At 69.5% G+C, this 24169-nt stretch carries 28 protein-coding genes; 21 read left to right on the forward strand and 7 right to left on the reverse strand.

The window, feature by feature from the left end; genetic code table 11:
* Positions 1-44: 44 nt before the first annotated feature.
* Positions 45-317 carry a hypothetical protein gene (locus J2850_RS11530; protein WP_209981703.1) on the forward strand — a complete coding sequence of 91 codons (273 nt, stop codon included), beginning with the start codon at positions 45-47 and terminating at the stop codon, positions 315-317.
* 9 nt (positions 318-326) lie between these two features.
* On the opposite strand, the gene J2850_RS11535 is transcribed toward J2850_RS11530, so the two are convergent.
* Positions 327-716, reverse strand: coding sequence for a carboxymuconolactone decarboxylase family protein (locus J2850_RS11535; protein WP_209981704.1), 390 nt, complete (start codon positions 714-716; stop codon positions 327-329).
* A 233-nt stretch (positions 717-949) separates the two neighbouring features.
* On the opposite strand from J2850_RS11535, the gene J2850_RS11540 reads away from it, so the two are divergent.
* A complete protein-coding gene (locus J2850_RS11540; protein WP_209981780.1) occupies positions 950-1771 on the forward strand; it encodes a molecular chaperone TorD family protein in 822 nt (273 codons plus the stop codon).
* Between the two features lie 123 nt (positions 1772-1894).
* Entirely contained in the window at positions 1895-4129 is a 2235-nt protein-coding gene (locus J2850_RS11545) for a hybrid sensor histidine kinase/response regulator (protein ID WP_209981706.1), read from the forward strand.
* Here the strand turns inward: J2850_RS11545 and J2850_RS11550 are convergent.
* Both J2850_RS11550 and J2850_RS11555 read right to left on the reverse strand, forming a co-directional pair.
* Entirely contained in the window at positions 4113-4298 is a 186-nt protein-coding gene (locus tag J2850_RS11550; RefSeq protein ID WP_209981708.1) for a hypothetical protein, read from the reverse strand. The two genes, J2850_RS11545 and J2850_RS11550, sit on opposite strands and share 17 nt — an antisense overlap.
* 200 nt (positions 4299-4498) lie before the next feature.
* Positions 4499-4723, reverse strand: coding sequence for an SMc00767 family acetate metabolism repressor (locus J2850_RS11555; protein WP_209981710.1), 225 nt, complete (start codon positions 4721-4723; stop codon positions 4499-4501).
* A gap of 376 nt (positions 4724-5099) precedes the next feature.
* Here J2850_RS11555 and J2850_RS11560 point away from each other — a divergent pair, with 376 nt between their 5' ends.
* Positions 5100-5468 (forward strand): hypothetical protein, encoded by a 369-nt coding sequence (locus J2850_RS11560; RefSeq protein WP_209981711.1) that lies wholly within the window; start codon positions 5100-5102, stop codon positions 5466-5468.
* A gap of 2 nt (positions 5469-5470) precedes the next feature.
* On the opposite strand, the gene J2850_RS11565 is transcribed toward J2850_RS11560, so the two are convergent.
* From J2850_RS11565 to J2850_RS11575, 3 genes are read right to left on the reverse strand one after another with little or no spacing between them, the layout of a single operon-like run.
* On the reverse strand, positions 5471-6439 hold the full coding sequence (locus J2850_RS11565) for an ABC transporter ATP-binding protein (RefSeq protein WP_209981713.1): 969 nt from the start codon (positions 6437-6439) through the stop codon (positions 5471-5473).
* A complete protein-coding gene (locus J2850_RS11570) occupies positions 6436-7407 on the reverse strand; it encodes an HlyD family secretion protein (RefSeq protein ID WP_209981715.1) in 972 nt (323 codons plus the stop codon). Before J2850_RS11570 ends, J2850_RS11565 begins: the two co-directional genes overlap by 4 nt.
* Positions 7404-8090 carry a TetR/AcrR family transcriptional regulator gene (locus J2850_RS11575; RefSeq protein ID WP_209981717.1) on the reverse strand — a complete coding sequence of 229 codons (687 nt, stop codon included), beginning with the start codon at positions 8088-8090 and terminating at the stop codon, positions 7404-7406. Before J2850_RS11575 ends, J2850_RS11570 begins: the two co-directional genes overlap by 4 nt.
* Positions 8091-8432: 342 nt before the next feature.
* Here J2850_RS11575 and nifA point away from each other — a divergent pair, with 342 nt between their 5' ends.
* The 14 genes from nifA (at position 8433) to J2850_RS11645 (ending at position 20657) form a co-directional block, all read left to right on the forward strand.
* Positions 8433-10304: a nif-specific transcriptional activator NifA gene (gene nifA, locus J2850_RS11580; RefSeq protein WP_209981719.1), complete on the forward strand. Its 1872-nt coding sequence runs from the start codon at positions 8433-8435 to the stop codon at positions 10302-10304.
* Between the two features lie 209 nt (positions 10305-10513).
* On the forward strand, positions 10514-11410 hold the full coding sequence (locus tag J2850_RS11585) for an adenylate/guanylate cyclase domain-containing protein (protein WP_246512987.1): 897 nt from the start codon (positions 10514-10516) through the stop codon (positions 11408-11410).
* Positions 11411-11618: 208 nt separating this feature from the next.
* A complete protein-coding gene (gene nifB / locus J2850_RS11590; protein ID WP_209981721.1) occupies positions 11619-13184 on the forward strand; it encodes a nitrogenase cofactor biosynthesis protein NifB in 1566 nt (521 codons plus the stop codon).
* Positions 13185-13238: 54 nt separating this feature from the next.
* Positions 13239-13430 carry a 4Fe-4S dicluster domain-containing protein gene (locus J2850_RS11595; RefSeq protein ID WP_014248512.1) on the forward strand — a complete coding sequence of 64 codons (192 nt, stop codon included), beginning with the start codon at positions 13239-13241 and terminating at the stop codon, positions 13428-13430.
* Positions 13431-13498: 68 nt separating this feature from the next.
* Positions 13499-14059: a hypothetical protein gene (locus tag J2850_RS11600; RefSeq protein ID WP_246512988.1), complete on the forward strand. Its 561-nt coding sequence runs from the start codon at positions 13499-13501 to the stop codon at positions 14057-14059.
* Positions 14056-14868, forward strand: a complete 813-nt coding sequence (locus tag J2850_RS11605) for a 4Fe4S-binding leucine-rich repeat protein (protein WP_209981723.1) — start codon at positions 14056-14058, stop codon at positions 14866-14868. Before J2850_RS11600 ends, J2850_RS11605 begins: the two co-directional genes overlap by 4 nt.
* A gap of 19 nt (positions 14869-14887) precedes the next feature.
* On the forward strand, positions 14888-15211 hold the full coding sequence (locus J2850_RS11610; RefSeq protein ID WP_209981725.1) for a nitrogen fixation protein NifZ: 324 nt from the start codon (positions 14888-14890) through the stop codon (positions 15209-15211).
* Between the two features lie 55 nt (positions 15212-15266).
* Positions 15267-15575: a nitrogen fixation protein NifZ gene (locus tag J2850_RS11615; RefSeq protein WP_209981726.1), complete on the forward strand. Its 309-nt coding sequence runs from the start codon at positions 15267-15269 to the stop codon at positions 15573-15575.
* Positions 15572-16723, forward strand: a complete 1152-nt coding sequence (locus tag J2850_RS11620) for a cysteine desulfurase family protein (RefSeq protein WP_209981728.1) — start codon at positions 15572-15574, stop codon at positions 16721-16723. The genes J2850_RS11615 and J2850_RS11620 overlap by 4 nt, the downstream gene beginning before the upstream one ends.
* A 39-nt stretch (positions 16724-16762) precedes the next feature.
* Positions 16763-16972, forward strand: a complete 210-nt coding sequence (gene nifT, locus J2850_RS11625; protein WP_209981730.1) for a putative nitrogen fixation protein NifT — start codon at positions 16763-16765, stop codon at positions 16970-16972.
* A gap of 5 nt (positions 16973-16977) precedes the next feature.
* The gene (locus tag J2850_RS11630) at positions 16978-17277 is read left to right on the forward strand and encodes a hypothetical protein (protein ID WP_246512989.1); all 300 of its coding nucleotides are present in this window, start codon (positions 16978-16980) and stop codon (positions 17275-17277) included.
* Positions 17278-18513, forward strand: a complete 1236-nt coding sequence (locus tag J2850_RS11635) for a DegT/DnrJ/EryC1/StrS family aminotransferase (RefSeq protein WP_209981732.1) — start codon at positions 17278-17280, stop codon at positions 18511-18513. It begins immediately after the preceding gene.
* Between the two features lie 47 nt (positions 18514-18560).
* Positions 18561-19454: an SIR2 family protein gene (locus J2850_RS11640; RefSeq protein WP_209981734.1), complete on the forward strand. Its 894-nt coding sequence runs from the start codon at positions 18561-18563 to the stop codon at positions 19452-19454.
* Between the two features lie 111 nt (positions 19455-19565).
* Positions 19566-20657: a lipid A deacylase LpxR family protein gene (locus J2850_RS11645; RefSeq protein WP_246512990.1), complete on the forward strand. Its 1092-nt coding sequence runs from the start codon at positions 19566-19568 to the stop codon at positions 20655-20657.
* A gap of 58 nt (positions 20658-20715) precedes the next feature.
* Here J2850_RS11645 and J2850_RS11650 read toward each other — a convergent pair whose 3' ends face one another.
* A complete protein-coding gene (locus tag J2850_RS11650; RefSeq protein WP_246513004.1) occupies positions 20716-21357 on the reverse strand; it encodes a DUF4337 domain-containing protein in 642 nt (213 codons plus the stop codon).
* Positions 21358-21532: 175 nt separating this feature from the next.
* Between J2850_RS11650 and J2850_RS11655 the strand changes: the two genes are divergently transcribed.
* From J2850_RS11655 to J2850_RS11665, 3 genes are all read left to right on the forward strand, one after another.
* A complete protein-coding gene (locus J2850_RS11655) occupies positions 21533-22099 on the forward strand; it encodes a septation protein A (RefSeq protein ID WP_209981738.1) in 567 nt (188 codons plus the stop codon).
* A gap of 90 nt (positions 22100-22189) precedes the next feature.
* Complete coding sequence (locus J2850_RS11660; RefSeq protein ID WP_209981740.1) at positions 22190-22528, forward strand: twin-arginine translocase TatA/TatE family subunit; 339 nt, start codon at positions 22190-22192, stop codon at positions 22526-22528.
* A gap of 214 nt (positions 22529-22742) precedes the next feature.
* Positions 22743-23966 (forward strand): SPOR domain-containing protein, encoded by a 1224-nt coding sequence (locus J2850_RS11665; RefSeq protein WP_307354352.1) that lies wholly within the window; start codon positions 22743-22745, stop codon positions 23964-23966.
* Positions 23967-24169 lie beyond the last annotated feature (203 nt).

The following is a 24169-nucleotide window of genomic DNA, read 5'->3' on the forward strand; positions in this document are numbered from 1 at the left end:
CCCGCCGGCTTGCGCCGGGGGCATCAAGCAAGGAGCTTCCGGCCATGGTTCAGCGTCACCCCCGTTTCCAGCCGGGTCCGTCCTCCGGCCGCCTCGACGGTTTCAGCGAGCGCGGAGCGCACGAACTGGCACGCCGCATCCGTGCGGCCTGGGCGAAGGTCGGCTGGGATGTCGAGGTGCGGGTGGAGCGCATCGCCAGCGAGGAGCTCGACGACGGCCGGAGCATCGCCCACTACACCGTCCGCAGCGACCTGATGAACGGGCTCGCGCAGCGGCGCCGGGACGAATCGGCCCAACCGGACCGCCGCGCCGCTTGATCGGTGCCCCTATTTCAGACGCTCGTCGAGTTCCACCTGATAGCCGGTGGCGAGCCTGTTGGTCTCGTTGGCCATGCCGACCACCGCCATGAGCTCTCCGAACTGCGCGTCGGTCATGCCAAGTCGCCGCGCCGCAGCCTCGTGGGACCGGATGCAATACTGGCAGTTGTTGGTGACGCTGACAGCGACGAAGATCATCTCCTTGACCAGCGGGTCGAGGGTCCCCGGTCCCATCACCTCCTTCAGGCTTTCCCATGTCCGTTTCAGGGTCGCCGGATGATGGGCGATGACCTTCCAGAAATTGTTCACGTCGGGAACGTCGCGCGTCGTCTTGATGTCGTCGTAGACGGCACGCACCTCGGCGGCGGCGTCGCCCTGTTCGATCGGGAGCAGCGGCATGGCGGTCGGTCCTCCTGTGATGGCGGATCCGGATATGGTCGGAGGTTCTTGCGAAAGGCAACGGCGAACCTGTTCCTGCCCTTTTTCATCGGCCGCGTTGACCGCCCCCCACCCCTCTGGTAGTAAAGACATAGAACAATATCGCGCAAATGTTCGGCCCATGATCCGTTCGGCCCGCCGGTTCCGGCCTGCTCCGGATGGGATGGGGCGCCGGGAGGAGCAGCGTGGACAGCATGGTTCTGGAGGCGGCCGCCCCGCTGGTCCGCCAGCGCACTCCCGATGACGATGAAACCGGCAGGCCGGTGGCGGACGCCGCCCCGGGAGGAGCATCAGCGGGAGACGGCTCTCCGGCGGAGCAGGATGCCGATTTCGGCGACGCCGCCGCAGCCCTGCGCCTCCTCGCCCTGTTGCATGCCCAGGCGCCGACCCCCGCCTTCCTGGAGGATCTGCGGAACAATCCCATCGGCGGCCGGGGCCTCGCTCTCGACCGCGACGACGCCATCCAGGCGTCGGCCCTGATCGACGAGGTGGTGAGCGACCTGCCCCCCCGCATCACCCGCCGGTCGATCTCGCCGCTCGCCAGCGATTACACCACCATCCACGTCACCGGCGAATATTGCGCCTGCCCGACCGAGGCTCCCTGGCTCGACGTGCAGGCACGCCCCGCCGCGGCAGCGTCCCTGCGCGGCTGGCGCGCGGGGTTCGAGACGGCGCTGCGCCGGCCGCCGGCCGACCGGCTGCCGGAGGACCATGTCGCGGCGGAACTGCTGCTGCTCGCCCATCTTCTCGACCTCGGCCGCAAGGCGGACGGCGTGCAGTTTCTCGACCGTCATGTCCTGCGCTGGATTCCCGGCTTCTGCAGCCGCATCGCCACCCGTTGCCGGGAACCCTTCTATGCCGGCGCCGCCATCCTGACCACTGCGCATCTCGACCATCTCCGCGACCGGCTGGGTTCGGCCTGCGGCATGCCCCGCCCCAACGGGGATGGTGCCGATGTCCGCCGCCGCCGTCGGACCGAGGGACAATTCCCGCTAACCTGCGACTGCGAGGGCTGACGGCACGCGCCCCTGCCGGAAGTCGGAGTTGCCCAGCCGCCGCCGATTCGGCGATGGTGGGACGGTATCGTGCCCGCGGCGCAGGTGGTCCGTTGCCGGCCGGCACCCTCGATCTGGACGGCCATGGCTTTGCGCAGTCACGAAAGCTGGACCGACCGCACGGCCTCTCTGCGGCTGCTGCGCCTCCTGCTGGCCGTGTCGGTGGCGCTGCCGCTGGTGCTGTTCGCCGGGATCGGCTGGCGCGAGCGATGGGAGGCGCAGGCCGAGGCCGAGCAGGACAGCCGCAAGAATGCGCTGATCCTGCATGAGCATGTGCTCAAGGTATTCGATACGGTCGAACAGGTGCTGGATCGCGTCGACGAGCGGATCCGGGGGCGAAGCTGGGCCGAGATCACCACGTCGGAGTCCCTGCACGGCTATCTGAGGACGCTTGCCGGTGAGTTGGAGCAGATCGGCAGCATCGGACTGGCCGATCCCGATGGCGTCGTCCGCAACTCCAGCATCGAGTTTCCCTCGCACCGCTTCTACGTCGGGGGACGGACCTATTTCCGACTGCAGCGCGAAAGCGACGCCGGGCTGCTGATCGGAGAGACCCTGGCCGATCCGGCCAGCGGCCGGCCCAGCTTCGGCATCAGCCGGCGCCGCAGCGGGCCGGGGGGACCCGACGGCGGCTTCGACGGAGTGATCAACGCCACCGTCAATCCCGCTTATTTCGCGAGCTTCTACCGCAGCGCCTTCGGGATCGGCGGCCAGTCGGTCAGCCTGGTTCGCGAGGACGGCCTGATCCTGATGCGCTTCCCGCCCACCGGCTTCGACGCACCGGTGGTGCTGCCGCCGGACCGCGGGCTTCTCGCCCAGCTTCGCGAGCGGCGCGAGGAAGGGATCTACCGCACCGAAAGCGCACTCGACGGCCGCGATCGCCTGTACGCCTACCGGCGCGTCGGCGACTTTCCCGTCTATGTCGTCTATGGGCTCGACCAGGCACGGGTGATCACGGCCTGGTGGCGCAACATGGCCATGGATGCCGCCTTCGTGGCGCCGGCGACGCTGGCGCTGGCGCTGATCGCCTGGCTGGCCTATGGCCGTGCGGTTTCCGAAAACGCGGCCGTGCGCCGCTGGGCCGAGGAAACGCGCAACCGGGAGCGCCTGGAGGAGGCGCTGCGCCAGAGCCAGAAGATGGAGGCGCTGGGCCAGCTCACCGGCGGTGTCGCCCACGACTTCAACAACCTGCTGACCGCGGCGCTGGCCAACCTGCACCTGCTGTCCCGCCACCTTCCCACCGAGGCGCACCGCTACCTCGACGGTGCCCGCACGGCGCTGGAGCGGGCGGAGAAGCTCACGCGCCAACTGCTGGCCTTCTCCCGGCAGGACGCGGTCAACCCAGCCCTGCTTGATCTGGGCGACAGCCTGCGGCGGATGGGTGACCTGATCGAGCATTCGGTCCGCGGCGACGTCGCGCTGGACTGGGACCTGGCCCCCGGCACCTGGACCGTGGCGGTCGATCCCATCCAGCTCGAGATGGCGGTGCTGAACCTCGTGGTGAATGCACGCGATGCCATGCCCGAGGGCGGCCGCGTGCGCGTCGCGCTCACACGCGGCCCTTCACCGCGGATGGTGCGGATCGAGGTCGTCGACACCGGAACCGGAATGGCGCCGGACGTGGCCGCCCGCGCGTTCGACCCCTTCTTCACCACCAAGGCCATGGGCAAGGGGACCGGGCTTGGCCTGTCGATGGTCTACGGTTTCGCCCGCCAGTCCGGCGGCAACGCTACCATCGAGAGCCGGCCGGGCGCCGGGACGCGGGTGATGATCGACCTGCCTCTGGCCGAAGGTGCGGCGACTGCTCCGGCCGCCGACACCGGGGAGTCGGCCGGGGCTCCGGCCGACGGCCGAGGCCTGCGCGTCCTGGTGGTGGAGGACAATGCCCTGGTGCTGTTGGCGACGGTCGAGGGGCTGGTGCAGGACGGCTTCACGGTCGAGACGGCGGAACACGGCGTCGAGGCACTGGACCTGCTGGAGCGGGACGCCGACTTCGACATCGTCGTGTCGGATGTGGTGATGCCTCACGGCGTGTCGGGCATCGACCTCGCCCGCCGCATCCGCGAGCGCTGGCCGCGACTGCCGGTCCTGCTGGCGTCCGGCTACAGTCCGGAATCGCTGTCGACGATGGGGGCCGACCTTGCTTCGGTCCTGCCCAAGCCCTATACGCCCGATCAGCTTGCCGCGCGCATCCGCGCACTGACCAGCGGGCGGGTGGCCGAAAACCAAGCGGCCGGCGACCAGGCGGCCGGCGACCGGACCAAGGATGGCGAAACCGGCACCATGCGTCCGGACGGCCGCCTCAGGTCAGGGCACTGAGGAACATCGGCGTCCACATCGCCATGCACCAGACCAGGCCGAGGCACAGGCCGCGCGTCAGGTCGTCGAATGTCGGGGACTGCAGTCGATGCAAACTCCACATCTCGTGCAGCTCGCTGGGGCTCGGCTGGGTATCGGAAGCGGATCGGTCGCGGTCGCTCGGCGTCATGGCTGGACCTCGCATCGAAAGCGGAACGCCCAACAAGTTTGGACCCATGATGCCGGCTGGCCAGCCTGTCTTCCGATGGCACGCGAATTATCTCGGCATATGAAAAAAGGCCGCACCCGCCGCACGGATGAGGCCTTCAGCAGCAGGGCCAAGCCGGCCGGCCGCGCCTCCGGAAGCGGAGGCGCGGCCGGCCGAACCGGTCACTTGCCGGGGCGGATCACCGGGGTGAGCTGGTCGCCCCAGTTGCCGGCCTCATTGTGGTAGCGGGCGGTGCGCATCAGCTCCACCGTGATGCCGGCCTCGACCGCCTTGACGACGGCGTCGTTCAGGCGGTGCAGGTTGTTGGCCACGATGCGGATCGCGCTTTCCTGCTCCGGAGACAGCTCCGAACGTTCATCCGGCGGTGCATCCTTGAATCCCGACATGCGTTGTTCCTTCCCCTCGGTTGCAACCGCCGCGGGCCTTCGCCTGCGGCGGTCCTGACTTGGTCATGATCTTGTCCGGCGGACGATGCCGGTTTTCGAGATGTACCACATCTTGTGCGCCGCGATAAAGCACCCGACGTGCCAAGCACTTGCGACCATTGGCCTCTTGCAACCGCCGAAGCACCGGCTATCGCCGGCGCCACGCCGTCGCGGGTTCGATGCGGGGCCGCTGCGGACCATCTGCCCCGTATTTTTATTTCTTACGAGCGAAAGGATAAAACTAAGTTTTCTTAATAATTCGGCGGATTGCGGCTTGACCGTCTCCAATTGCACTGATTAGCTTTTGGTGTAATCCTTTTTCTCCATGGAGATAATCTTGAAGACTGTTGCCTCCAAGGCCCTTCTGGTTGCGTCCTCGCTGCTGTTCATGCATGGCGCTGCATTCGCCGGGCAGCAGGACTTCAGCATCCTCAACAAGACCGGATATGCCCTGAAGCATATCTATGTGTCCGAAAGCAACAGCAATAGCTGGGACGAGGATATCCTGGGCCGTGACCTGCTGGAAAACGGCGAGGAGTTCGAGGTTTCTTTCGACAAGGCCGAAGCGACCTGCAAATGGGACATGAAGGTCATCTACGACGACGGTGATTCCGCTGTCTGGGGCGGCCTGAATCTCTGTAAGATTTCGAAGCTGACGCTGAAGTGGAACAAGAACACCGGCGTCACCTCCGCGAGCATCGAGTAAGTCTATCCGAAGTTGTCCGGGCTGCGGTTCATCAGGTGGATGAAGACGTCCTCCAGCGTCGGCTCCGCCTCGGTGATCCGCAGGCCCGGATCCTCCCGCCAGGGATCGAGCGTCCGGTCCAGGGCGGCGCGGTCGGAGCCGCTGACGTGCAGGCTGCTGCCGAACACCGCCACCATCTCGACCCCGGGGCGCCTCCGGAGCTCCGCGGCCATCTGGTGCAGGCCGGAGTGCGGGCCGGCTCCGCCGACGACCCGCGTGTGCAGGCCCGATGCCGAGATGACCTGCCCGACCGTGCCATCGGCCATCAGCGTCCCATAGGCGATGTAGGCGATGCGATGGCAGCGCTCCGCCTCGTCCATGTAATGCGTGCTCACCAGAACGGTCAGCCCCTCCCCGGCCAGCCGGTGGAGTTCGTCCCAGAACTCCCGCCGCGCCTTGGGATCGACACCCGCCGTCGGCTCGTCGAGCAGCAACAGCTTGGGGGCGTGCAGGATGCAGGCGGCCAGCGCCAGACGTTGTTTCCAGCCACCCGACAGCTCTCCGGCCAGTTGGCTGCGGCGGTTGGCCAGCCCCAGCCGCTCCAGCGCTTCCGCCACCCGGCGCCGCCGGTCGGGCAATCCGTACATCCGGGCGACGAAATCCAAATTCTCGGCGATGCTGAGATCCTCCCAGAAGCTGAACTTCTGGGTCATGTAGCCGACCTGGCGCCTGATCGCCGCCCCCTGGGTGCGGATGTCGAACCCCAGGCAGGTGCCCGCCCCGGCATCCGGGGTCAGCAGGCCGCACAGCAGGCGGATGGTCGTGGTCTTGCCCGACCCGTTGGGGCCGAGAAAGCCGTAGATCTCGCCGGCATCGACGCGGATCGACACGTTGTCGACCACCGTCTTGGCACCAAATCGCTTGACCAGCCCGCGCACGTCGATCACCGGCGCCGCCCTGTCCGCACCGGTGCCGGCCCCCGCCCCCGTCATCGGCCGCCATCCTCCGCGGCGATCCAGGCGTCCACCGGGAGGCCAGGATTGAGCGGAGGCCCAGGCGTCGCCGCCGGCCGGGCCTCCACCCGGAAGACGAGCTTCCCGCGGCTGCCGACGCTGTAGATCACCGGCGGCGTATATTCGGCCTGCGAAGCGACACGCAGTATCCTGGCGGAAAGCCCCGGTGGGCAGCCGTCGCAACCGATCGCGAGGTCCGTTCCCGGCACCGCCCTGGCCAAAGCCGTCTCCGGAACGAACAGCACGAGCTTGACCCGCTCCGGTGGCAGCAGCGAAACCACCGGCGACCCGGCCGGCACCCATTCGCCGGGATTGTAGAGCGTGTCGTCGACCAGGGCGCCGGCCGGCGCGGTCGGGGCGAGGTCCGCCAGCCGGCGCTCCGCCTGGACGAGCGCCGCCTCGGCCTGCATCACCGCCTGGTCGGCGGCGCGCCGCTGCTCGTCACGCGCCGGAAGCGCCGCGACGGCAAGCTGGGCTTCGGCTTCCGCCAGACGCCCGAGGTCGCGGTCGTAGGCTGCCCGCGCCTGGTCGAGCTTGTCCGGAGAACTGACCCTGCGCGCGGTCAGTTGCGTCTGGCGGGCGAGTTCGGCCGTGGAGTAGCGCAGTGCCGCCTCGGCCTGCGCCTTCTGTGACACCAGCACCGCCACTTCCTGCGGCCGGCGGCCGGTGGCGAGGTCGGCGCGCTCCGCCCGGGCCTGAGCCAGCGCCGCCGCCAAGCGGTCGCGCTCCGCCCTGGCGGCCGTGCGGTCGATGGCGAACAGCGGCGCCCCCGCGGCAACCTGGGTGCCACGGGCGACGGACAGGCTTTCCAGCGTCCCGGCGGCAGGTGCCGCGATGCGAAGATATTCCCCTTCCACATAGCCGTGCGCCAGCGGCGGCGGGCCGCCGGCCAGCGGCAAGCCAAGGGTGGCGGCCAGCATGGCCAGCCACTCCAGCAGGCCACTCATGGCACGCCCCCGGCCTCGTGACCACCGAGCAGGACGAGCCGCAGGTGCGCGATGTGGGTGTCGACCAGCGCCGGCAGGTCGAGCGGCACGGCACCGTCGATTCCGCTGAAGGATCCGCGCCAGAGTGCCCCCATCAGCAGGGGCGCCACGATCAGGCGGACGCCATGATCGATGTCGAGCGGGCGGAACTCGCCGGCCTCGACGCCACGGCGCAGGAGACCGGCGAGCAGGGCGAATCCACGGCTGATCACCTCGCGATGGTAGAAGGCGGCCAGGTCCGGGAAGTTGCCGGCTTCGGCCATCACCAGACGCGGAACGACGGCCACCCGCGTGGTGGCGATACGGTCGGCAACCAGGCGCAGCAGCCGTTCCAGCATGGGAAAGACGGCACCCCGATCCGCGGCGACCATCGCCTCCACCTGCTCCAGGTCGGGCAGGATCGCGGTGCGGACCACCGCCTTGAACAGGTCGTCCTTGCTGGGGAAGTAGAGATAGAGCGTTCCCTTGCTGACGCCGGCGCGGCCGGCAACCTCGTCCAGCCGCGCGGCGGCGAACCCCCGTTCGGCGAAGACGTCGATGGCGGCCGCCACGATCTCCTGCGGGCGGGCCTGCTTGCGGCGGCGCCAGCGCCGCGGCGTACCGTCACCGTCATCGCCGTCAGCGTTGCGGGCACGGTCGGGCATGGCTCTTCCCTTCTGACTGGACGGTCAGTTATTACCACAACCCGGCTTTACCTCCAATGGCGAAGGTCATTGTGCATCGCGGTAGAAACTATGCAAAAAGTCTTGCCTTTCCGCGAGCAGTCACAGACACTTTCCACCAGCCGCCAGCGTACGAACCGACGCCGGCCGCGCACGACCCGGAACGATAACACGGGCCAGACGGGCTGCCGGACAAACGGCCGCCCTGCTCTTGGGAGGAGCGGATCAAGGCGCAGGAGCCGGGACCCGAAGCGTTGGCGTTGCCTGGGCCGCAGTGCCCCGACCGCAAGCTCCAGGGTCCCCAGCCGAGCGAGGGGATCGACAATGCCGAGTGCCGCCCAGTCCGCGTCGTCTTCCAACCTTGAACTGCTGACGATCTACGAGGTCAGCAAGATCCTCGGCTCGTCCCTGGATCTGGAACAGACCCTGCGCGAGGTGCTGCGGGCACTGTCCTACCAACTGCAGATGCATCGCGGCCGCGTCTACCTGCAGGGCGAGGATGGCGCGCTGCGGCTGGTCGCCGCCCAGGGACTGCCCAAGGATTCCCCGGCCCAGCAGATCGACTACAATGAAGGCGAGAGCATCAGCAGCCGCATCCTGAAGACGGGCATGCCGGCGGTCGTTCCCAACCTCGCCGAGGAGCCGCTGTTCAACAACCGCTCGGGCGGGCGCGACGACCTGGACGAACAGGTGGCCTCTCTGGTCGGGGTGCCGATCAAGGCGGCCGGCACCGTCATCGGCGTGCTGACCATCGACCGCATCTCCGACGAAGGGCCGAGCGGCCATTTCGGCGCGGATGTCCGCTTCCTGACCATGGTCGCCAACCTGATCGGCCAGACCGTGCGGCTGCACCGGACGGTGGCCGAGGAACGCCGCTTCATGATGCGTGAGACATTCCGCGTCCAGAAGGAGCTGAGGCCGGTCGTGGCGCCGGTCAGCGACGTCGTCTGCACCAGCCCCAACATGGTGGACGTCCTCGCCCAGGTGCACCGCGTCGCCCCCTTCAAGTCGACGGCGCTGATCCGCGGCGAGAGCGGAACCGGCAAGGAACTGATCGCGCGGGCGATCCACAACCTGTCGCCGCGCAAGGACGCGCCGTTCATCCGCGTCAACTGCGCCGCCCTGCCCGAATCCCTGCTGGAATCGGAGCTGTTCGGCCACGAGAAGGGCTCCTTCACCGGCGCCCAGAAGGACCACAAGGGTCGGTTCGAACTGGCGTCGGGCGGCACGCTGTTCCTGGACGAGATCGGCGACATCTCCTCCAACTTCCAGGCCAAGCTGCTGCGCGTGCTGCAGGAGCAGGAGTTCGAACGGGTCGGCGGATCGAAGACCATCAAGACCGACGTGCGCCTGATCTGCGCCACCAACCTCAACCTGGAAGAGGCCGTCGGACACGGCAAGTTCCGCGCCGACCTGTATTTCCGCATCAACGTCGTCACCATCCACCTGCCACCGCTGCGCGAGCGGCGCGGCGACATCGCCGTCCTGGCCCGGCATTTCATCACCAAGTTCGGCCGCGACAACGGCCTGAACCTCGACATCGACCATGATGCGCTGGAGGTGCTGAACCGCTGCACCTGGCCCGGCAACGTGCGCGAACTGGAGAACTGCATCGAACGGGCGGCCACCCAGTGCCGCAACGGCACCATCCGCGTGCCCGACCTGTCCTGCAGCATGAACCTGTGCAATTCCTCGGTGCTGTTCCAGTACCGCAACATGGGTGCCGCGGTCGGCGGGCTCGCCCCGTCGATGAGCGGCGCCCCCGCCAATCCGGCGATGCAGCGCCCGCAGCCCGGCGGCCCCGCACAGGGCGCCACGATGCCGCCGGCGGTCCCCGTTCCGGCCAACGGGGCGCAATGGCCGGCCTGCGCGTCCGGCTGTTCGGCCGGGCCGTCTCCGGTCTGCGGCGCCTCCAAGCCGTTGCCGCCCACAGCCATCGCACCGCTGCCGGCCCCCCGGCCGGCGGTTTCGGCCCCGCCTGTGCCCTCGGCACCGTCACCGCAGCCGGCCGTCGCCTCCGCCGCTCCCGACCTGCCGCTCGACGAGCCCGAAGCGGGACCGTTGCGCGACCGGCTGATCTGGGCGATGGAACGCACCGGCTGGGTCCAGGCCAAGGCGGCCCGCCTTCTGGGCATGACCACCCGTCAGGTCAGCTACGCCCTGCGCAAGTACAACATCGAGATCAAGCGGTTCTAGGGTCCGCGGGGTGGCCGTTGGAGTTGGCGCGGACGGCCCCGCGCTGCGGCCGGATGGACGATCTTCCCCGCCGCCATTTCCGGACGTGTTTCGCCCGATGCGATTGCCCGGGGCCGGTCCGCTCCGCCATCGCACCGCGGCGGCGTTTCATGCTACCCTGCCGCGCCGTCGCTTCCCGATGGCTTTTCACAGGTCGAACGGATCACGACTTGCCGTCGCTCGAAAAGCCCCTTGCCCTGATGTTCGTCGACATCGCGGACAGCACCATGCTGTACGAGCGGATCGGCAACGTCACCGCCGCCGCGCTGACCCAGCGCGTCCTCGCCCATCTGCGGCAACTGGTGGAAGGCAGCGGCGGCGGCGTGATCAAGAGCCTGGGGGACGGACTGCTGGCGGCGTTCGCGACCGGTGACCAGGGGGTGCGAGCCGCCTGCACCATGATCGACATCCAGGAACGCTACGACCTGAGATTGCGGGTCGGCCTGCATTACGGGACGGTGGTCGAGGGACTAGGCGATCTCTACGGCGATGCCTGCAACGTCGCCGCACGGGTCCAGCAGATCGCCCGCCCCGGCGAGATCCTGGCGACCGCTGCACTGGTGGACGGCCTTTCCGCCGAGCTGCGGGACCGCACGAAGCCGCTGAGCAACGTCGCCATGAAAGGCAAGACGGCACCGATCCGCGTCCATCAGATCCTCAGCGACAAGGACGGCGACGACTCCATCGACAGCACCACGCTGGGTTTCCTGATGGCGTCCCCGTCCGGCGGGACCATGCTGACCCTGCACCTGTCCTACCGCGGGCATGCCATCACGATGAACCGCAGCCTGCCCCGCGTCACCATCGGGCGGGAAGAGAGCAGCGGGCTTCGCATCGCATCGCCGCAGACCTCGCGCCAGCATGCGGTCATCGACTTCAGCCGCGAGAGCTTCCTGCTGACCGATCATTCGACCAACGGCACCTTCATCCGCAGCGGCGGATCGCCGCCGGTGGTGCTGCGGCGCGATTCGACCAAGCTGGTCGGCCGCGGCCTGATCGGGTTCGGCGCCGAGGCGCTGAACGAAGGGCAGGACCACGTCATCGCCTTCCGCGGCGAGTTGGCCTGAGCGGGTTGGCCTGACGGCCCCGGCCGCGCCGGCCGTGCTCATTGTCGCTTCCCCGACAGCCATCCCCCATTGTCGCAATGACGACAGCATGGGCCGACCCGACAAACACGATCAACCCACTGTAACCCTTTCATTTTTCCCGGTGGCCCCGAACTTGCTTTGATCCCTCCGTCCAACGGTGTCGTCGGGCACGACAGGGAAGGAGTGGATGATGGGCAACGTGGTTTCGCTCGACAGCATCTTCGGGCTCGGCGAACTCCCCCCGCCCGGTGCCGCCATGGCGACGCCGGTGGCGGCGTCCGGCTGTTCGTCATCGTCCTGCGGTTCGTCCGATGGTCCCGCCGACATGGACCCGGCGGTGTGGGAGAAGGTGAAGAACCACCCCTGCTATTCGGAAGAGGCACATCACTATTTCGCCCGCATGCATGTCGCGGTCGCTCCGGCCTGCAACATCCAGTGCAACTACTGCAACCGCAAATACGACTGCTCCAACGAGAGCCGGCCGGGCGTGGTCTCCGAGAAGCTGACGCCCGACCAGGCGATCAGGAAGATCCTGGCGGTCGCGCAGGAGATCCCGCAGCTCTCGGTGATCGGCATCGCCGGCCCCGGCGACAGCCTGGCCGCCGCCGGCAGGAACACCTTCGCCACCTTCGAGATGCTGCAACGAAAGGCGCCGGACCTGAAGCTCTGCCTGTCGACCAACGGGCTGGCTTTGCCCGAGCATGTCGACACCATCGCCCAGTACAACATCGACCACGTCACCATCACCATCAACATGGTCGATCCGGAGGTCGGTGCCGGCATCTACCCCTGGATCTTCCACAAGCACAAGCGCTGGACCGGGCTGGACGCCGCCAAGATCCTGCACGAACAGCAGATGCTGGGGCTGGAGATGCTGACCTCGCGCGGCATCCTGGTGAAGGTGAACTCCGTCATGATCCCCGGGATCAACGACGAGCACCTGCTGGAGGTCAACAAGGCGGTGAAGAGCCGCGGCGCCTTCCTCCACAACATCATGCCGCTGATCTCCGACCCGGCGCACGGCACCTGGTTCGGCCTGAACGGCCAGCGCGGTCCCACCGCGCAGGAACTGAAGGTCGTCCAGGACGCCTGCGAGGGCGGGGCCAAGCTGATGCGGCACTGCCGCCAGTGCCGCGCCGACGCCGTCGGCCTGCTCGGCGAGGACCGCGGGGAGGAGTTCACCGCCGACAAGATCGCGGCGATGGAGATCGCCGACTACGACGACGAAGCACGCCGCAGCTACCGCGAGCATGTCGAGGCCGAGCGCGCCGGCCGCCACGCCTCGAAGGCGGCGGCCCAGGCCGATGTGCAGGACGCCGTCGGCGCCGCGGTGGACCCGATCCTGATCGCCGTCGCCACCAAGGGCGGCGAACGCATCAACGAGCATTTCGGCCACGCCAAGGAATTCCAGATCTACGAGGTCGGCCTGAACGGCGCCAAGTTCGTCGGCCACCGCCGCGTCGACCAGTATTGCGAAGGCGGATCGGGCGACGCCGACACGCTGGACGGCGTGCTGTCGGCCATCAACGACTGCACCGCGGTGTTCGTCGCCAAGATCGGCGGCTGCCCGTCCAAGTCGCTGGCCGATGCCGGGATCGAGCCGGTCGACCGCTTCGCCTTCGACTACATCGAGGAATCCGCCCTCGCCTACTTCAAGGACTACGCCGAGCGCCTCGGCCAGGGCGCCGTCTGCTCGCGCGCCGGCCAGGACGCCGTGATCCGCACCGGGGCGCTGACCGCGCGCCGCGCCTGATCCCCTTTCCACCCACAGCCATCCCCAACCGTCTTTTCACCGAAGGAGAGAGCCATGGCCTACAAGATCAAGTCCGCCGAATGCACCGTCTGCGGCGCCTGCGAGGCCGAGTGCCCGAACATCGCCATCAGCCTGAAGAAGGGCACCTACGTCATCGACCCGGCCAAATGCACCGAATGCCAGGGCCAGTTCGACAGCCCGCAATGCGCCGCCGTCTGTCCGGCGGATTGCTGCGTCCCGGCGTGACGGGGCCTGCGCGATGAACTGATTTCCCCCTCTCCCGCCCGCGGAGAGGGTTCGAAGGGAACGCCGCCATGCTGGACGAGGTGGATGAGGAGTGGCTTGCGCGCCGCTACTATGGCGGGGATCTCCCGCCCGAGGCGGAACGCTGTCTGCATCTGGCGGCCGCCAGCCATGCCGACACGCCGGTCGCCCTCGCCCACCTCGCCCGTGCCGCCGAGATCGCCCCCGGGCACCGTCTGGTCGATCTCGGCCACTACAAATTCCATTTCTACAAGGCCGACCTGGAGCCGGCCCTGGTCTATGGCGAGCGGATGATCGGCCACGCCATGGCGGCGCTGGGCGTCAACCACGCCGACTGGCGGGCGGTCACCCCGGCCACCGCCGACTTCCGCGGCCACGAGCCCGCCCCCCGCCTGTTCCTGTTCGCGCTGGTCGCCGTCGGCTACCTGCTGTTGCGCTGCGGCCGGCTCGCCGCCGGGCGCGAGGCGCTGGGAACGGTCTGCACGCTAGACCCGGAAGACCGCTTCGGCGCCGCCCGCCTGATCGCGGTCGCCGACCGGCACGAGGCGGACATGCTGGAGGAGGCGTCGGCAGAGGCGTCGGCAGGGGCTTCGATGGAGGCCGGCGCATGATCGACGACATCCTGGAAACCCTCGACTGGCTGGGCCAGCCGATCGACTGCGGCGCCTGCGGCCACCGCGACCGCCGCCGCGACCCCGACGACGCCGACCTGCCCGCCGGCGGAACGCTGCCCGGCCACTGCCTGCCGCGCCGGGCCTGCGTCCACGACCGCTACGCCAAGCGCATCCAGCGCTTCTTCGAGTGGAACCCCGACCTCGCCGCCGGACACCTCGCCCATCCCTATTTCGAAGTGCGCGCCAACGCCGCCCGCTTCGCCCCGATCTTCCAGATCACCCGCCTGATGGCCGACCCGGACGAGACCGTCCGCTCCGTGCTGGCCCGGCGCCTGCCGCGCCGGCTGCTGCTGAAGCTGCGCGACGATCCCGACCGCGAGGTGCGGATCGCCGCCGCCTCGCGCCTGGAGGACGCCGATCTGGCACCGCTGATCCGCGACCCCGACTGCTCGGTGCGGATGCGCGTCGTCCGCCGCATCCCCGAAGGCATGCTGCCGGCGATGATGCACGACGAGGACGACGAGGTGCGCGTCGAGGTCGCCCGCCGCCTCGCCATGGACTGGCTGCCCAGCCTCGCCTGGGACGACAGCCCGCGGGTGCGGCTGGTGGTGGCGCAGCGTCTGCCGCCGTCGAAGCTCCATGTGCTGCTGCAGGACCCGGACTGGATGGTCCGCCTCTGCGTCGCCGGACGCATCGACCCGGGCCAGCTCGGCCCGCTGCTCGACGATGCGGAGGAGGAGGTCCGCGCCATCGCCCGCCAGCGCACCGCCGGCCTCGCCATCGCCAACGACCTGCCGCCCCTGTGACGGATGGAGCGCCCGCCAGATGACCGAACCGACCACTACCCCCTACCGCCGCGAGCGCGCCCGCAACCCCGACGACGCCAACGAGCTGACCGGCCCGCCGGTGCTGGAACAGGGCTTCAAGGTCCGCGCCCTCCGCGACGTGCGCAACGACGGCACCTATCCCGGCCGGCCGGTCGGCGACTTCCTGATCCGTGCCGGCGACGTCGGCTATGTCATCTCCATCGGGACCTACCTGCAGATGTATTACATCTATGCCATTGATTTCTTTGAAAAACGGGTGGTCGTCGGCATGCGCGCCCATGAGATGGAGGTGATCGACGCCCACTGCAACGACCCGCAATAGCCGGCAGCATCCTCCGCTGCACCGCCTCTCCGGTCCCCCTTTCAGGAGCCTTGCGATGTCCGAGGTCGAAACCGCCCCCAAGCCCGGCTTCATCCCGCCGCGCGAACCGCTGTACGACTGGGGCCTACGGGTCACCGTGCAGGACGACCTGTTCAACGATGGCAGCCACCCTCAGGTGGCGGACGGCGTCCTGCTGGCGCCCGCCGGCACGCCCGGCGTCATCATCCGCGTCGGCCGCACCGAGGAGGGCAACCTGCCGGTCTATCTGGTGGAACTCCCCGGCGGCACCGTCGTCGGCTGCCTGGAGGAGGAGATCGCCCCGTCGAGCGGCGTGCGCCGCGGCGTGCCGGGGGTGATGGAATGATGGCCTATCTCGACAACAACGCCACGACCGCCCTGGCGCCCGAGGCCCGGGACGCCATGCTGCCCCACCTGTTCGGCGGCTTCGCCAACCCGTCCAGCCCGCACAGCGCCGGCATGGCCGCCCGCCGCGCGGTCGGCGAGGCCAAGGCGCAGGTGGCCGCCCTGATCGGCGCCCGGGCGGTCGACCTGGTGATGACCGGCAGCGCCACCGAAGCGACGCACGCCGCCATCCTGGGAGCGCTCCGCGTCATCGAGGAGACCGACCACCGCCGCGACCACATCGTCACCACGGCGGTCGAGCATCCGGCGACGCTGGCCCTGGTCGATGACCTGCGCCAGCGCGGCTGGCGGGTCACCATCCTGCCGGTGAACCGCGACGGCCTGCCGTCGCTGGTCGACCTCGCCGCCACGGTGACGGAGGCGACGGCACTGGTCTCGATGATGTGGGCCAACAACGAAACCGGGGTGCTGATGCCGGTCGACGGCGCCTCCGCCATCGCCCACGCCCATGGCGCCCTGTTCCACACCGATGCCGTCCAGGCGGCCGGACGGGTGCCGGTCGACTGCGGCATCGCCGACTACCTGACGCTGTCCGCCCACAAGCTTCACGGTCCCAAGGGAGTCGGCGCCCTCTATGTCCGCAAGGGCGCCCCCTTCCATCCGCTGATCCACGGCCATCAGGAACGCCGACGCCGCGGCGGGACGGAGAATGTGCCGGGGATCGTCGGGTTCGGCGCCGCCGCGTCGCTGGCCGCCCTGTGGCTGGACGAGGCCGACACCGTCGCCTTCCTGCGCGACCGGCTGGAACAGGGCATCCTCGCCCGCTGGCCGGGCGCCACGGTGAATGGCGGCGGCGCGCCGCGGCTGCCTAACACCAGCAACATCCGCTTCGTCGACGCCCAGGGTCGGCCGGTCGACGCCGAGGAACTGCTGATGCGCCTCGACCGCGCCGGCATCGCCGTGTCGATGGGCGCTGCCTGCTCCTCCGGCGGCACCGAGCCGAGCCATGTCCTGACCGCCATGGGCCTGGGCGGACGCGACGCCGCCGCGAGCCTGCGCTTCTCGCTGAGCCGCTACAGCACCGCGGCCGAGATCGACGCCGTCCTGGCGGAACTGCCGGCGCTGCATGCGCGCCTGGTGGCTGCCTGACCGGAATCCGAACGAAAACAACAGGCTGGAGTGCCCGTGATGAAAGTGATGATCCGCAAGGCGTCCGAACAATACACGATCTACGTCGCCAAGAAGGATCTGGAGGAGGCGATCGTCGAGAGGGAGAAGCCTGACCTGTGGGGCGGCTGGGTGAAGATCGCCAACGGCTGGACGCTCGATCTGCCGGACCTGCCGGCCGACACCCGCCTGCCGATCACCGTCGAGGCCAGGAAGCGCGGCACGGAGTGAGGCCCATGCCAGTGAAGCCCATGCCGCTGTCTCCCGAACGCATCGACGCCATCGCCACGCTCGCCGCCCGCCTGTTCGCCGGCGGCGGCACCCTGGATGCCGTTGTCCGCGCGGTGCGCGAAGCCAACCCGGACCTGAAGACCGTCACCGGCGCCATGGCCGCGGTGATGGCGGAGGAGCCGTTCCGCGAGGAGGCTGCCTTCGACCTGCATCTGGTGGACGGCAACAACCACTGCTGGGCCATCACCGACAAGCCGGCGCTGGCCACCGGCGTCGTGATCGCCCAGCGCGAGGAGGAGGACTGAATGACCGACGCCGCCGCCGCGATGGAAGGCTCCCCGGACCGGGATGACGATTTCGACGACTATATCCCGCTGACCGCAGCCGACGTCTCCGGCGCCGAGGTCGAGATCCTGGGGCACCTGCTGTCGGCCGGCGGGCTCGGCGACGGGCGGATGGTGCAGGCGTTCGAAACCGCCTTCGCCGCCTATGTCGGCCGGCGCTTCGCCGTCGCCGTGTCGAGCGGCACCATGGCGACGCTGCTGATGCTGAAGGGCTACGGCATCGGCGCGGGCGACGAGGTGCTGTGCAGTCCCTTCGGCTGGCATCAGGTGCAGCATGCGGTGGCGCTCTGCGGCGCCACGCCGGTGCTGGTCGACATCGACTATTGGCAGCACACCATCAATCCGGAGAAGGCGGCCTCGCTGGTCACGCCGCGGACCAGGGCCATCCTGGCCGGCAACGTCAACGGCCATCCCGCCCATTGGGACGAGCTGCGGGCGCTGGCCGACGAGACGGGGCTGACCCTGCTGGAGGATTCGACCGAAGCCATCGGCTCGACCTACAAGGGCCGGATGGTCGGCACCTTCGGCGACGCCGCCGTCTTCGACTTCTCGGAGCCCGGCGTGCTGCTGGCCGGCGAGGGCGGCATGATCGTCACCGACGACGGCGACCTCGCCCACCGCCTGCGCTACATGCGCCGGCGGGAGATCGAGCACCGCAACACCGTCGTCATCACCCGCACCCTGCCCTGGCAGGCCGGGATGGGCAACCTGAACGCGGCGCTGGCGCTGGTGCAGTTGAAGCGGCTGCCGGAGATCCTGACGCGCCGCAATCTGGTCATCGCCTACTACAACGCCGCCATGGCCAGCTTCGAGGGAATCAAGCCGCCCTACCGCGGGCCGGGGGCGGAGGTCATCAACCCGATGGTCTACGCCGTCCATCTCGGCACGCGCTTCACCGCCTCGGGGCGCAAGGCGGTGATCGAGGATCTCGACACCCACGCGGTCGAGGCCGCCGACTACGGCCAGCCGCTGCACACCCAGCAATATTACATCGAGCGTTTCGGCCGGCCCGGGGGCGGGCATGGGGGCGAGCAGGGGGCCGGCCGCGCCGCCTGCCCGGTCTGCACCAAGACGGCCGACCGCGTGCTGGCCCTGCCGCTGCACCACAGGATCACCAGGGACCAGGTCGACTTCATCGTCGAGACGCTGAAGGACGCCACGATCAACACCGGCGCCGGCGCGGCGATCTACCTCTGAACCAGGATATGCGGACAACAGGGTTGCAAGACAGGGAAAGGCCCGCCATGACCGTCACCACGCTCGACACCGCCCTTACCGCCGCGGCCGTCACCGCCCCCGATGCCGCCGCGGCCCTGGCCGACGTCGCGGCGGCGCTGGCCGCCCGTCAGGTGGTGCCCTATCTCGGACCCGGCGCCTTCGCCCTGCTGCCGGCCGAGCAATGCCCGATCCCGCGCAACTCGGCGGAGCTGGTGCAGCGGCTGAACGCCAAGGTCGCCGCCCCCGGCCGCATCCGCTCCAACCTGACCGCGGTGGCGCAGTTCATCGAGACGCGCAAGCACCGCAAGACCCTGGAGACCATCCTCGACGACCTCTTCCGCCAGACGGTGCCGGCCACCGCCGTCCACAGCCTGCTGGCGTCCATCCCCGCCCCGCCGCTGCTGGTCGACGTCTGGTACGACAATGTGCTGGATTCGCTGCTGAGTGCGGCGGCCGACCGGGTATGGGGCCAGATCCAGGGGGTGTCCCACCCGCAGTCCACCGGCGAGTGGGTGCGCTATTACGCCCCCGACGGGTCCGAGACCACGGCGGAGACGGCCGCCGGCTGGGAAACGGTTCTCTACAAGCCGTCGGGCGCCGTGACGCCGGCCGGCAACTACCTGGTCTCCGACAGCGACTATGTCGAGGTCCTGACGGAGATCGACATCCAGACCCCGATCCCCGCCATCGTCCAGGAGCGTCGCGCCGGCCGGCACTTCCTGTTCCTGGGCTGCCGCTTCGACCACGAAATCCAGCGCACCTTCGCCCGCCAGATCGCCAAGCGCTCCTCCGACCGCCATTGGGCGGTGATCCCCGGCGAGCTGTCGAAGAACGAGGTCCGCTTCCTCGCCCTGCACGGCATCCAGCGCATCGACCTCGGCCTCGACGAGGCGGCGGCCGCCCTGATGGCGGCGCTGTAGGGCGGAGCGCAACGGGGACGGGGAGCCCGCCCTACCCCCAAAGAAGCCGCGCTGCACCGCAACGCGCACCCCATCTCGGCGTTACCGGTGGAACGGTCGCGGAGTGCGGGAATGACGGCGGTGATGGGACGGATGCTTGCGGGGACGGTCGCGGCGATGCTGCTGGCCGCCGCACCGGTGGCGAGCGCGCAGGAGTCCGGCCTCCTCCAGCCTCCCCCGGCGGCCGGCGAAACGGCCGGCGACATGGCCGTCGGCACGCCCCCCGCGGCCACCTCCGGCCCGGTGTTCGGCTTCTGGATCGACAACGACCTGTTCGGCGGCGGCACCGACCGCTACTACACCAACGGCTTCCAGTTCTATTATTTCTCCGGTGCCCGCCCGACCTACGGCGCCATCGACTGGTTGCCCGACCTGGTGCCGTGGATCGAGCCGGGCGGGGTCCGCCGCTACGGCTTCGCCTTCGGGCAGAACATGTACACGCCAAGCAACCTGTCGGCCCGCAACCCCGACCCCACCGACCGGCCCTATGCCGGCTGGCTCTACGGCCGGCTGTCGCTGCTGAACGAGGCGCCGCGGGCGGTCGACCGGTTCGACCTCGACCTCGGCATCGTCGGTCCCTCCTCGCTGGCGGAGCAGACACAGAAGACCGTCCACAAGATCGTCAGCGGCTCCACCTACCCGGAGGGTTGGAACTACCAGCTCCATGACGAGCCGGGCGTGGTGCTGAGCTACGAGCATGCCTGGCGCGACGAGCGGCCACAGCAGCTCGGGCCGCTGGAGTGGGACGTCACCCCCCATGTCGCCGGCAGCCTGGGCAACGTCCTGACCTATGCCTCGGCCGGCGGCACCGTTCGCCTCGGCGGCAACATGCCGCCGCCGGTCGGCTCGCTGGTCAGCCGCCCGACCGCCAGCATCCCCTACCAGGACAGCCCCTACGGCGCGCCGGCCGGCCTCTTCTCCTGGTACGTCTATGCCAGCGCCGAGGGGCGCGCGGTCGCCCGCAACATCTTCCTCGATGGCAACAGCTTCCGCGACAGCCGGTCCGTCGACAAGTACCCGCTCGTCGGCAGCATGCAGGTCGGCCTGACGCTGCGCTACGGCCGTTACGGCCTGACCTACGCCCAGACGCTGCGGACCCCCGAGTTCCATGGCCAGAAGTCGCTGACCAACTACGGCTCCCTGCGGCTGTCTCTGCAGCTCTGAGCGGGCGGCGCGGCCACGGGAACCGACCTCGCCGGAACCGACCTCGCGGGAACTGCCCTCACAGGAACGGAAGCGGCAGCGCCAGCGTGAAGCCGTCGGCCGCCATCAGCAGCCCGGCCACGGCCAGCAGGCGGCTGGTCCACAGGATGAAGCCGAAGTTGGTGATGACGAAGACCGACGCCAGCACGATGGCGATCTGGAGCATTCCCTCGGCGAAGTCGAAGTAGGGATCCTGGGCCGCGGCATGGTCACGCCTGGCCTCGGCCGCCTTGGCACGGGACAGGAGATCGGTGCGGCCGTTCTTCCCGCCCTCGCTGTCCATGCGGTCGGCCTGGCCGCGGTAGTCCGCCGCCCGCTGCGACGCCCTGGCCTGCGCGTCGGCCGGCAGGCCGGCCGACAGCAGGTCCAGCTCGTCGGCGGCGAGCCTCAGGCTGATCTGACGCTGGGTCTTCGCCTGGAAATAGGCGAAGTCGTCCGACGCCTCGACGGCGCTGGCCATCATGTCCTTGCCCGCGTTGGAGCCGGCGACGCTGACGATCGCCAGCGCCGCCGCCAGCACCGAGATGTAGATGGCGGTGGAGGTCTTGACGGAATGGGCGGCCGGGCCGTGCCCGTCGCCATGGTCGCTCTCGGCCCGCCGCTTCTCCAGCTCCCGCTCATGGGCTTCGTCGATGAGTTCCCGGACCTCGGCAGCATCCATGGTCACGCTCCCTTCCTGGCCAATGTCGAAGTCCCGAAGTGGTACCGAAGCAGGCGCCCCAAGGAAAGCGCAGGCTTTCCCCACCGCCGCGGGGGCCGCCGCTGGGGCGGCGCCAATCTCGCCTGCCGGGCACTCGCCTCTTTCACGGGGCCGCTGTTCGGGCTATGTGAGTGGCATGAACCAGTTCGCACGCCTGGCGATCGAGGCCGGCCCGCTCGCCGCCTTCTTCATCGCCAACTCGCAGGCCGGCATCATGACCGGCACCGCGGTCTTCATGGTCGCCATCACCATCGCCGTCGCGGTGTCCTGGCGGATGGAGCGCCGCGTCCCGATCATGCCGGTGGTCGGGGCGGGATTCGTGCTCCTGTTCGGCGGCCTGACGCTGTGGCTGCAGGACGACCTGTTCATCAAGATCAAGCCGACGCTGGTCAACCTGCTGTTCGCCTGCGTGCTGTTCGTCGCCCACCTCCTGCACCGCAACGTGCTGAAGCGGCTGCTGGGCACGGTGCTCAACCTGTCGGAGGAGGGCTGGCGGTCGCTGGGCTTCCGCTGGGCCTGGTTCTTCCTGGTTCTGGCCGTGCTGAACGAACTGGTTTGGCGGAACTTCCCGACCGACACCTGGGTCAATTTCAAGGTGTTCGGCATCATGCCGCTGACGCTGCTGTTCAGCGCGTTCCAGGCGCCGCTGATCCTGCGGCACCAACTGCCGGAAGAACCGGCGGAAAGCGGCCCCGCCGCCTGACCGCCTCTTGTGCGACGCGGAAGAGGCACTCACATGGGAGGGACGTCCGCGGCGGCGTCCGCTCCGACCGATTTGCAGAGGGTTTGATCGATGGGCAGTTTCAGCATCTGGCACTGGTTGATCGTCTTGGTCATCGTGCTTCTCCTGTTCGGGGCCGGCAAGCTGCCCAGCGTGATGGGCGACCTCGCCAAGGGCATGAAGGCGTTCAAGGCCGGCCTCAAGGACGACGAGCCCGCCGCGCCGACCGCCGCCGATGCGTCCCACCATCCCCAGACCGGCACCCAGGTTCCGCCCGCCGCCATCAACCCGGCACCGACGCAGCCCGCCGCCCAGGCGGCTCCGGTCCAGGCAACTGCCACCCACCCGGCGCCGACCGCCACCCCCGGCCAGCCGCATCCGGCCGATCCGGGCAGGCCGCATCAGGGCTGAGCCCAGGGCTGCCCCGAGGACTGCCCCGGGGCTGCCGCCCCTTCTTTTCCACCGGCCGCCGGGTGGCCGCCGCCGCTTGGCGGTTTGATGGCGCGGCAAAATACGATAAAAAGAAGGGGCTTTCCGTTGCCGGTCCGGCCAGTCCGAACCGGGCGGCGGCAAGCCCTTTCGCATTTCCAGCCGGCCCGCCGCCGCGGGCAAGCGCAGGTCGCCCGTGACGCTCAAGCCCCCGTTCCGCCAGACGGTCCGCCGGTCCCCGACCCTGGCCGACCCGATATCGACTTCCCCTACCGATTCCCTGCTGTTCAAGGACGAGATGAAGGCAAACGGCAACCCTTCCGAAACTCCGCCGCCGGAGAACGAGGACATCGCCAAGCTGCTGCGCGCCTTGAACGAGGATCTGCGGGCCGAGCCGCTGGACGACGAGATCGGCGACGAGGACGAGGAGCCGGCGCCCCGCGGGCTGCCGCTGGGCAAGATCGCCCTCGCCCTGCTGGCTGCCGGCGGCATCGCCGTCGCGGTGGTCGCCCTGGACCCCGGCGGCAAGGCGCCCGAGACGGCGGCCGACAGCCAGGCCACGCCGGCTGCGTCGGGTCCGATGGTTCCGGCCCCCGCGATCACCCGCCCGCAGGCGAACGCCTCCGCCACCGGCTCGCCGGAGCCGATGATCACCCGCGCGCCGTCCTCATCGGCCCAAACCTCGGCGACCCAGTCCACGGCGGCCCAGGCTCCGACGGCACACCCCCCGGCGGCCCAAACTCCGGCGGCACAGGCCACGGCCACCTCCTCCGCCCCGACGCCGCCCTCCGCCGCGCAGCCGGTCAGCCCGCCGCCCGTGCTGAAGGTTCCGGAACCACCTGCGGTTCCGGCCACCGCGCCCGCGGCGCAGCCGAAACCGCATGCCGCGCCCGCCGCGGAGACTGGCGCTCCCCCTCCGCCGGCGGCATCGAAGCCCGAGCCCCCCAGGCCGGAGCCGGCGCCCGCAGCCACCGCCAGGGAGGGGACCGGCCGCGATGGCACCGACACCGGGTCCCTGCAGGCGATGCTGGCCCCGCCGAAGGAGCCCCGCGATACCAGGCGGCCGCCGGCCGAAACCGCGCCTCCGGCCTCCCCGACGGCGGCGCCGGCCGCTCCCCCGCCGCCATCCGGCGAGTCGAAGGCTCCCGCCGCCAGGACGGCGCCGTCGGCGTCGGTGCCCGCCGGCCGCTACAGCGTCCAGGTCGGGACCTTCCAGGTGGCGGCGAATGCCGATTCCCTGGCGCAGCGGCTGAAGGGCGGCGGTTTCCAGGCCTATACGGTCGACTGGACCGACGGGGCCAACAGGTCCTGGCGCGCGGTGCGCGTCGGCGGCTTCCCCGACCCGGCCGCCGCCAAGCGCGAGGCCGAACAGTTGAAAGCCAGGATGGGGCTCAACCCGGTCGTCGTGACCACCCGCTGAGCATCGCCCGGGGCCGGGGCGCCGGCGCTCCGGTCATCGGCCCTGCGCCCCCTCTCCCATCCCGTTCCATCTGGGAATGCCCGGCAGCGACATTTGGTCGCGGCCGGGCTTTTTCTTGGGCCGGCGCCCCCGTTCTTTGGTCGGGGGAGCCGGGTGCGCGTCTTGATCCACCCTTCTTTTTGCTCGTACCATGGACATTCCAG

Origin of the sequence: Azospirillum picis, assembly GCF_017876115.1 — a bacterium.
Taxonomy (GTDB): Bacteria; Pseudomonadota; Alphaproteobacteria; order Azospirillales; family Azospirillaceae; genus Azospirillum; species Azospirillum picis.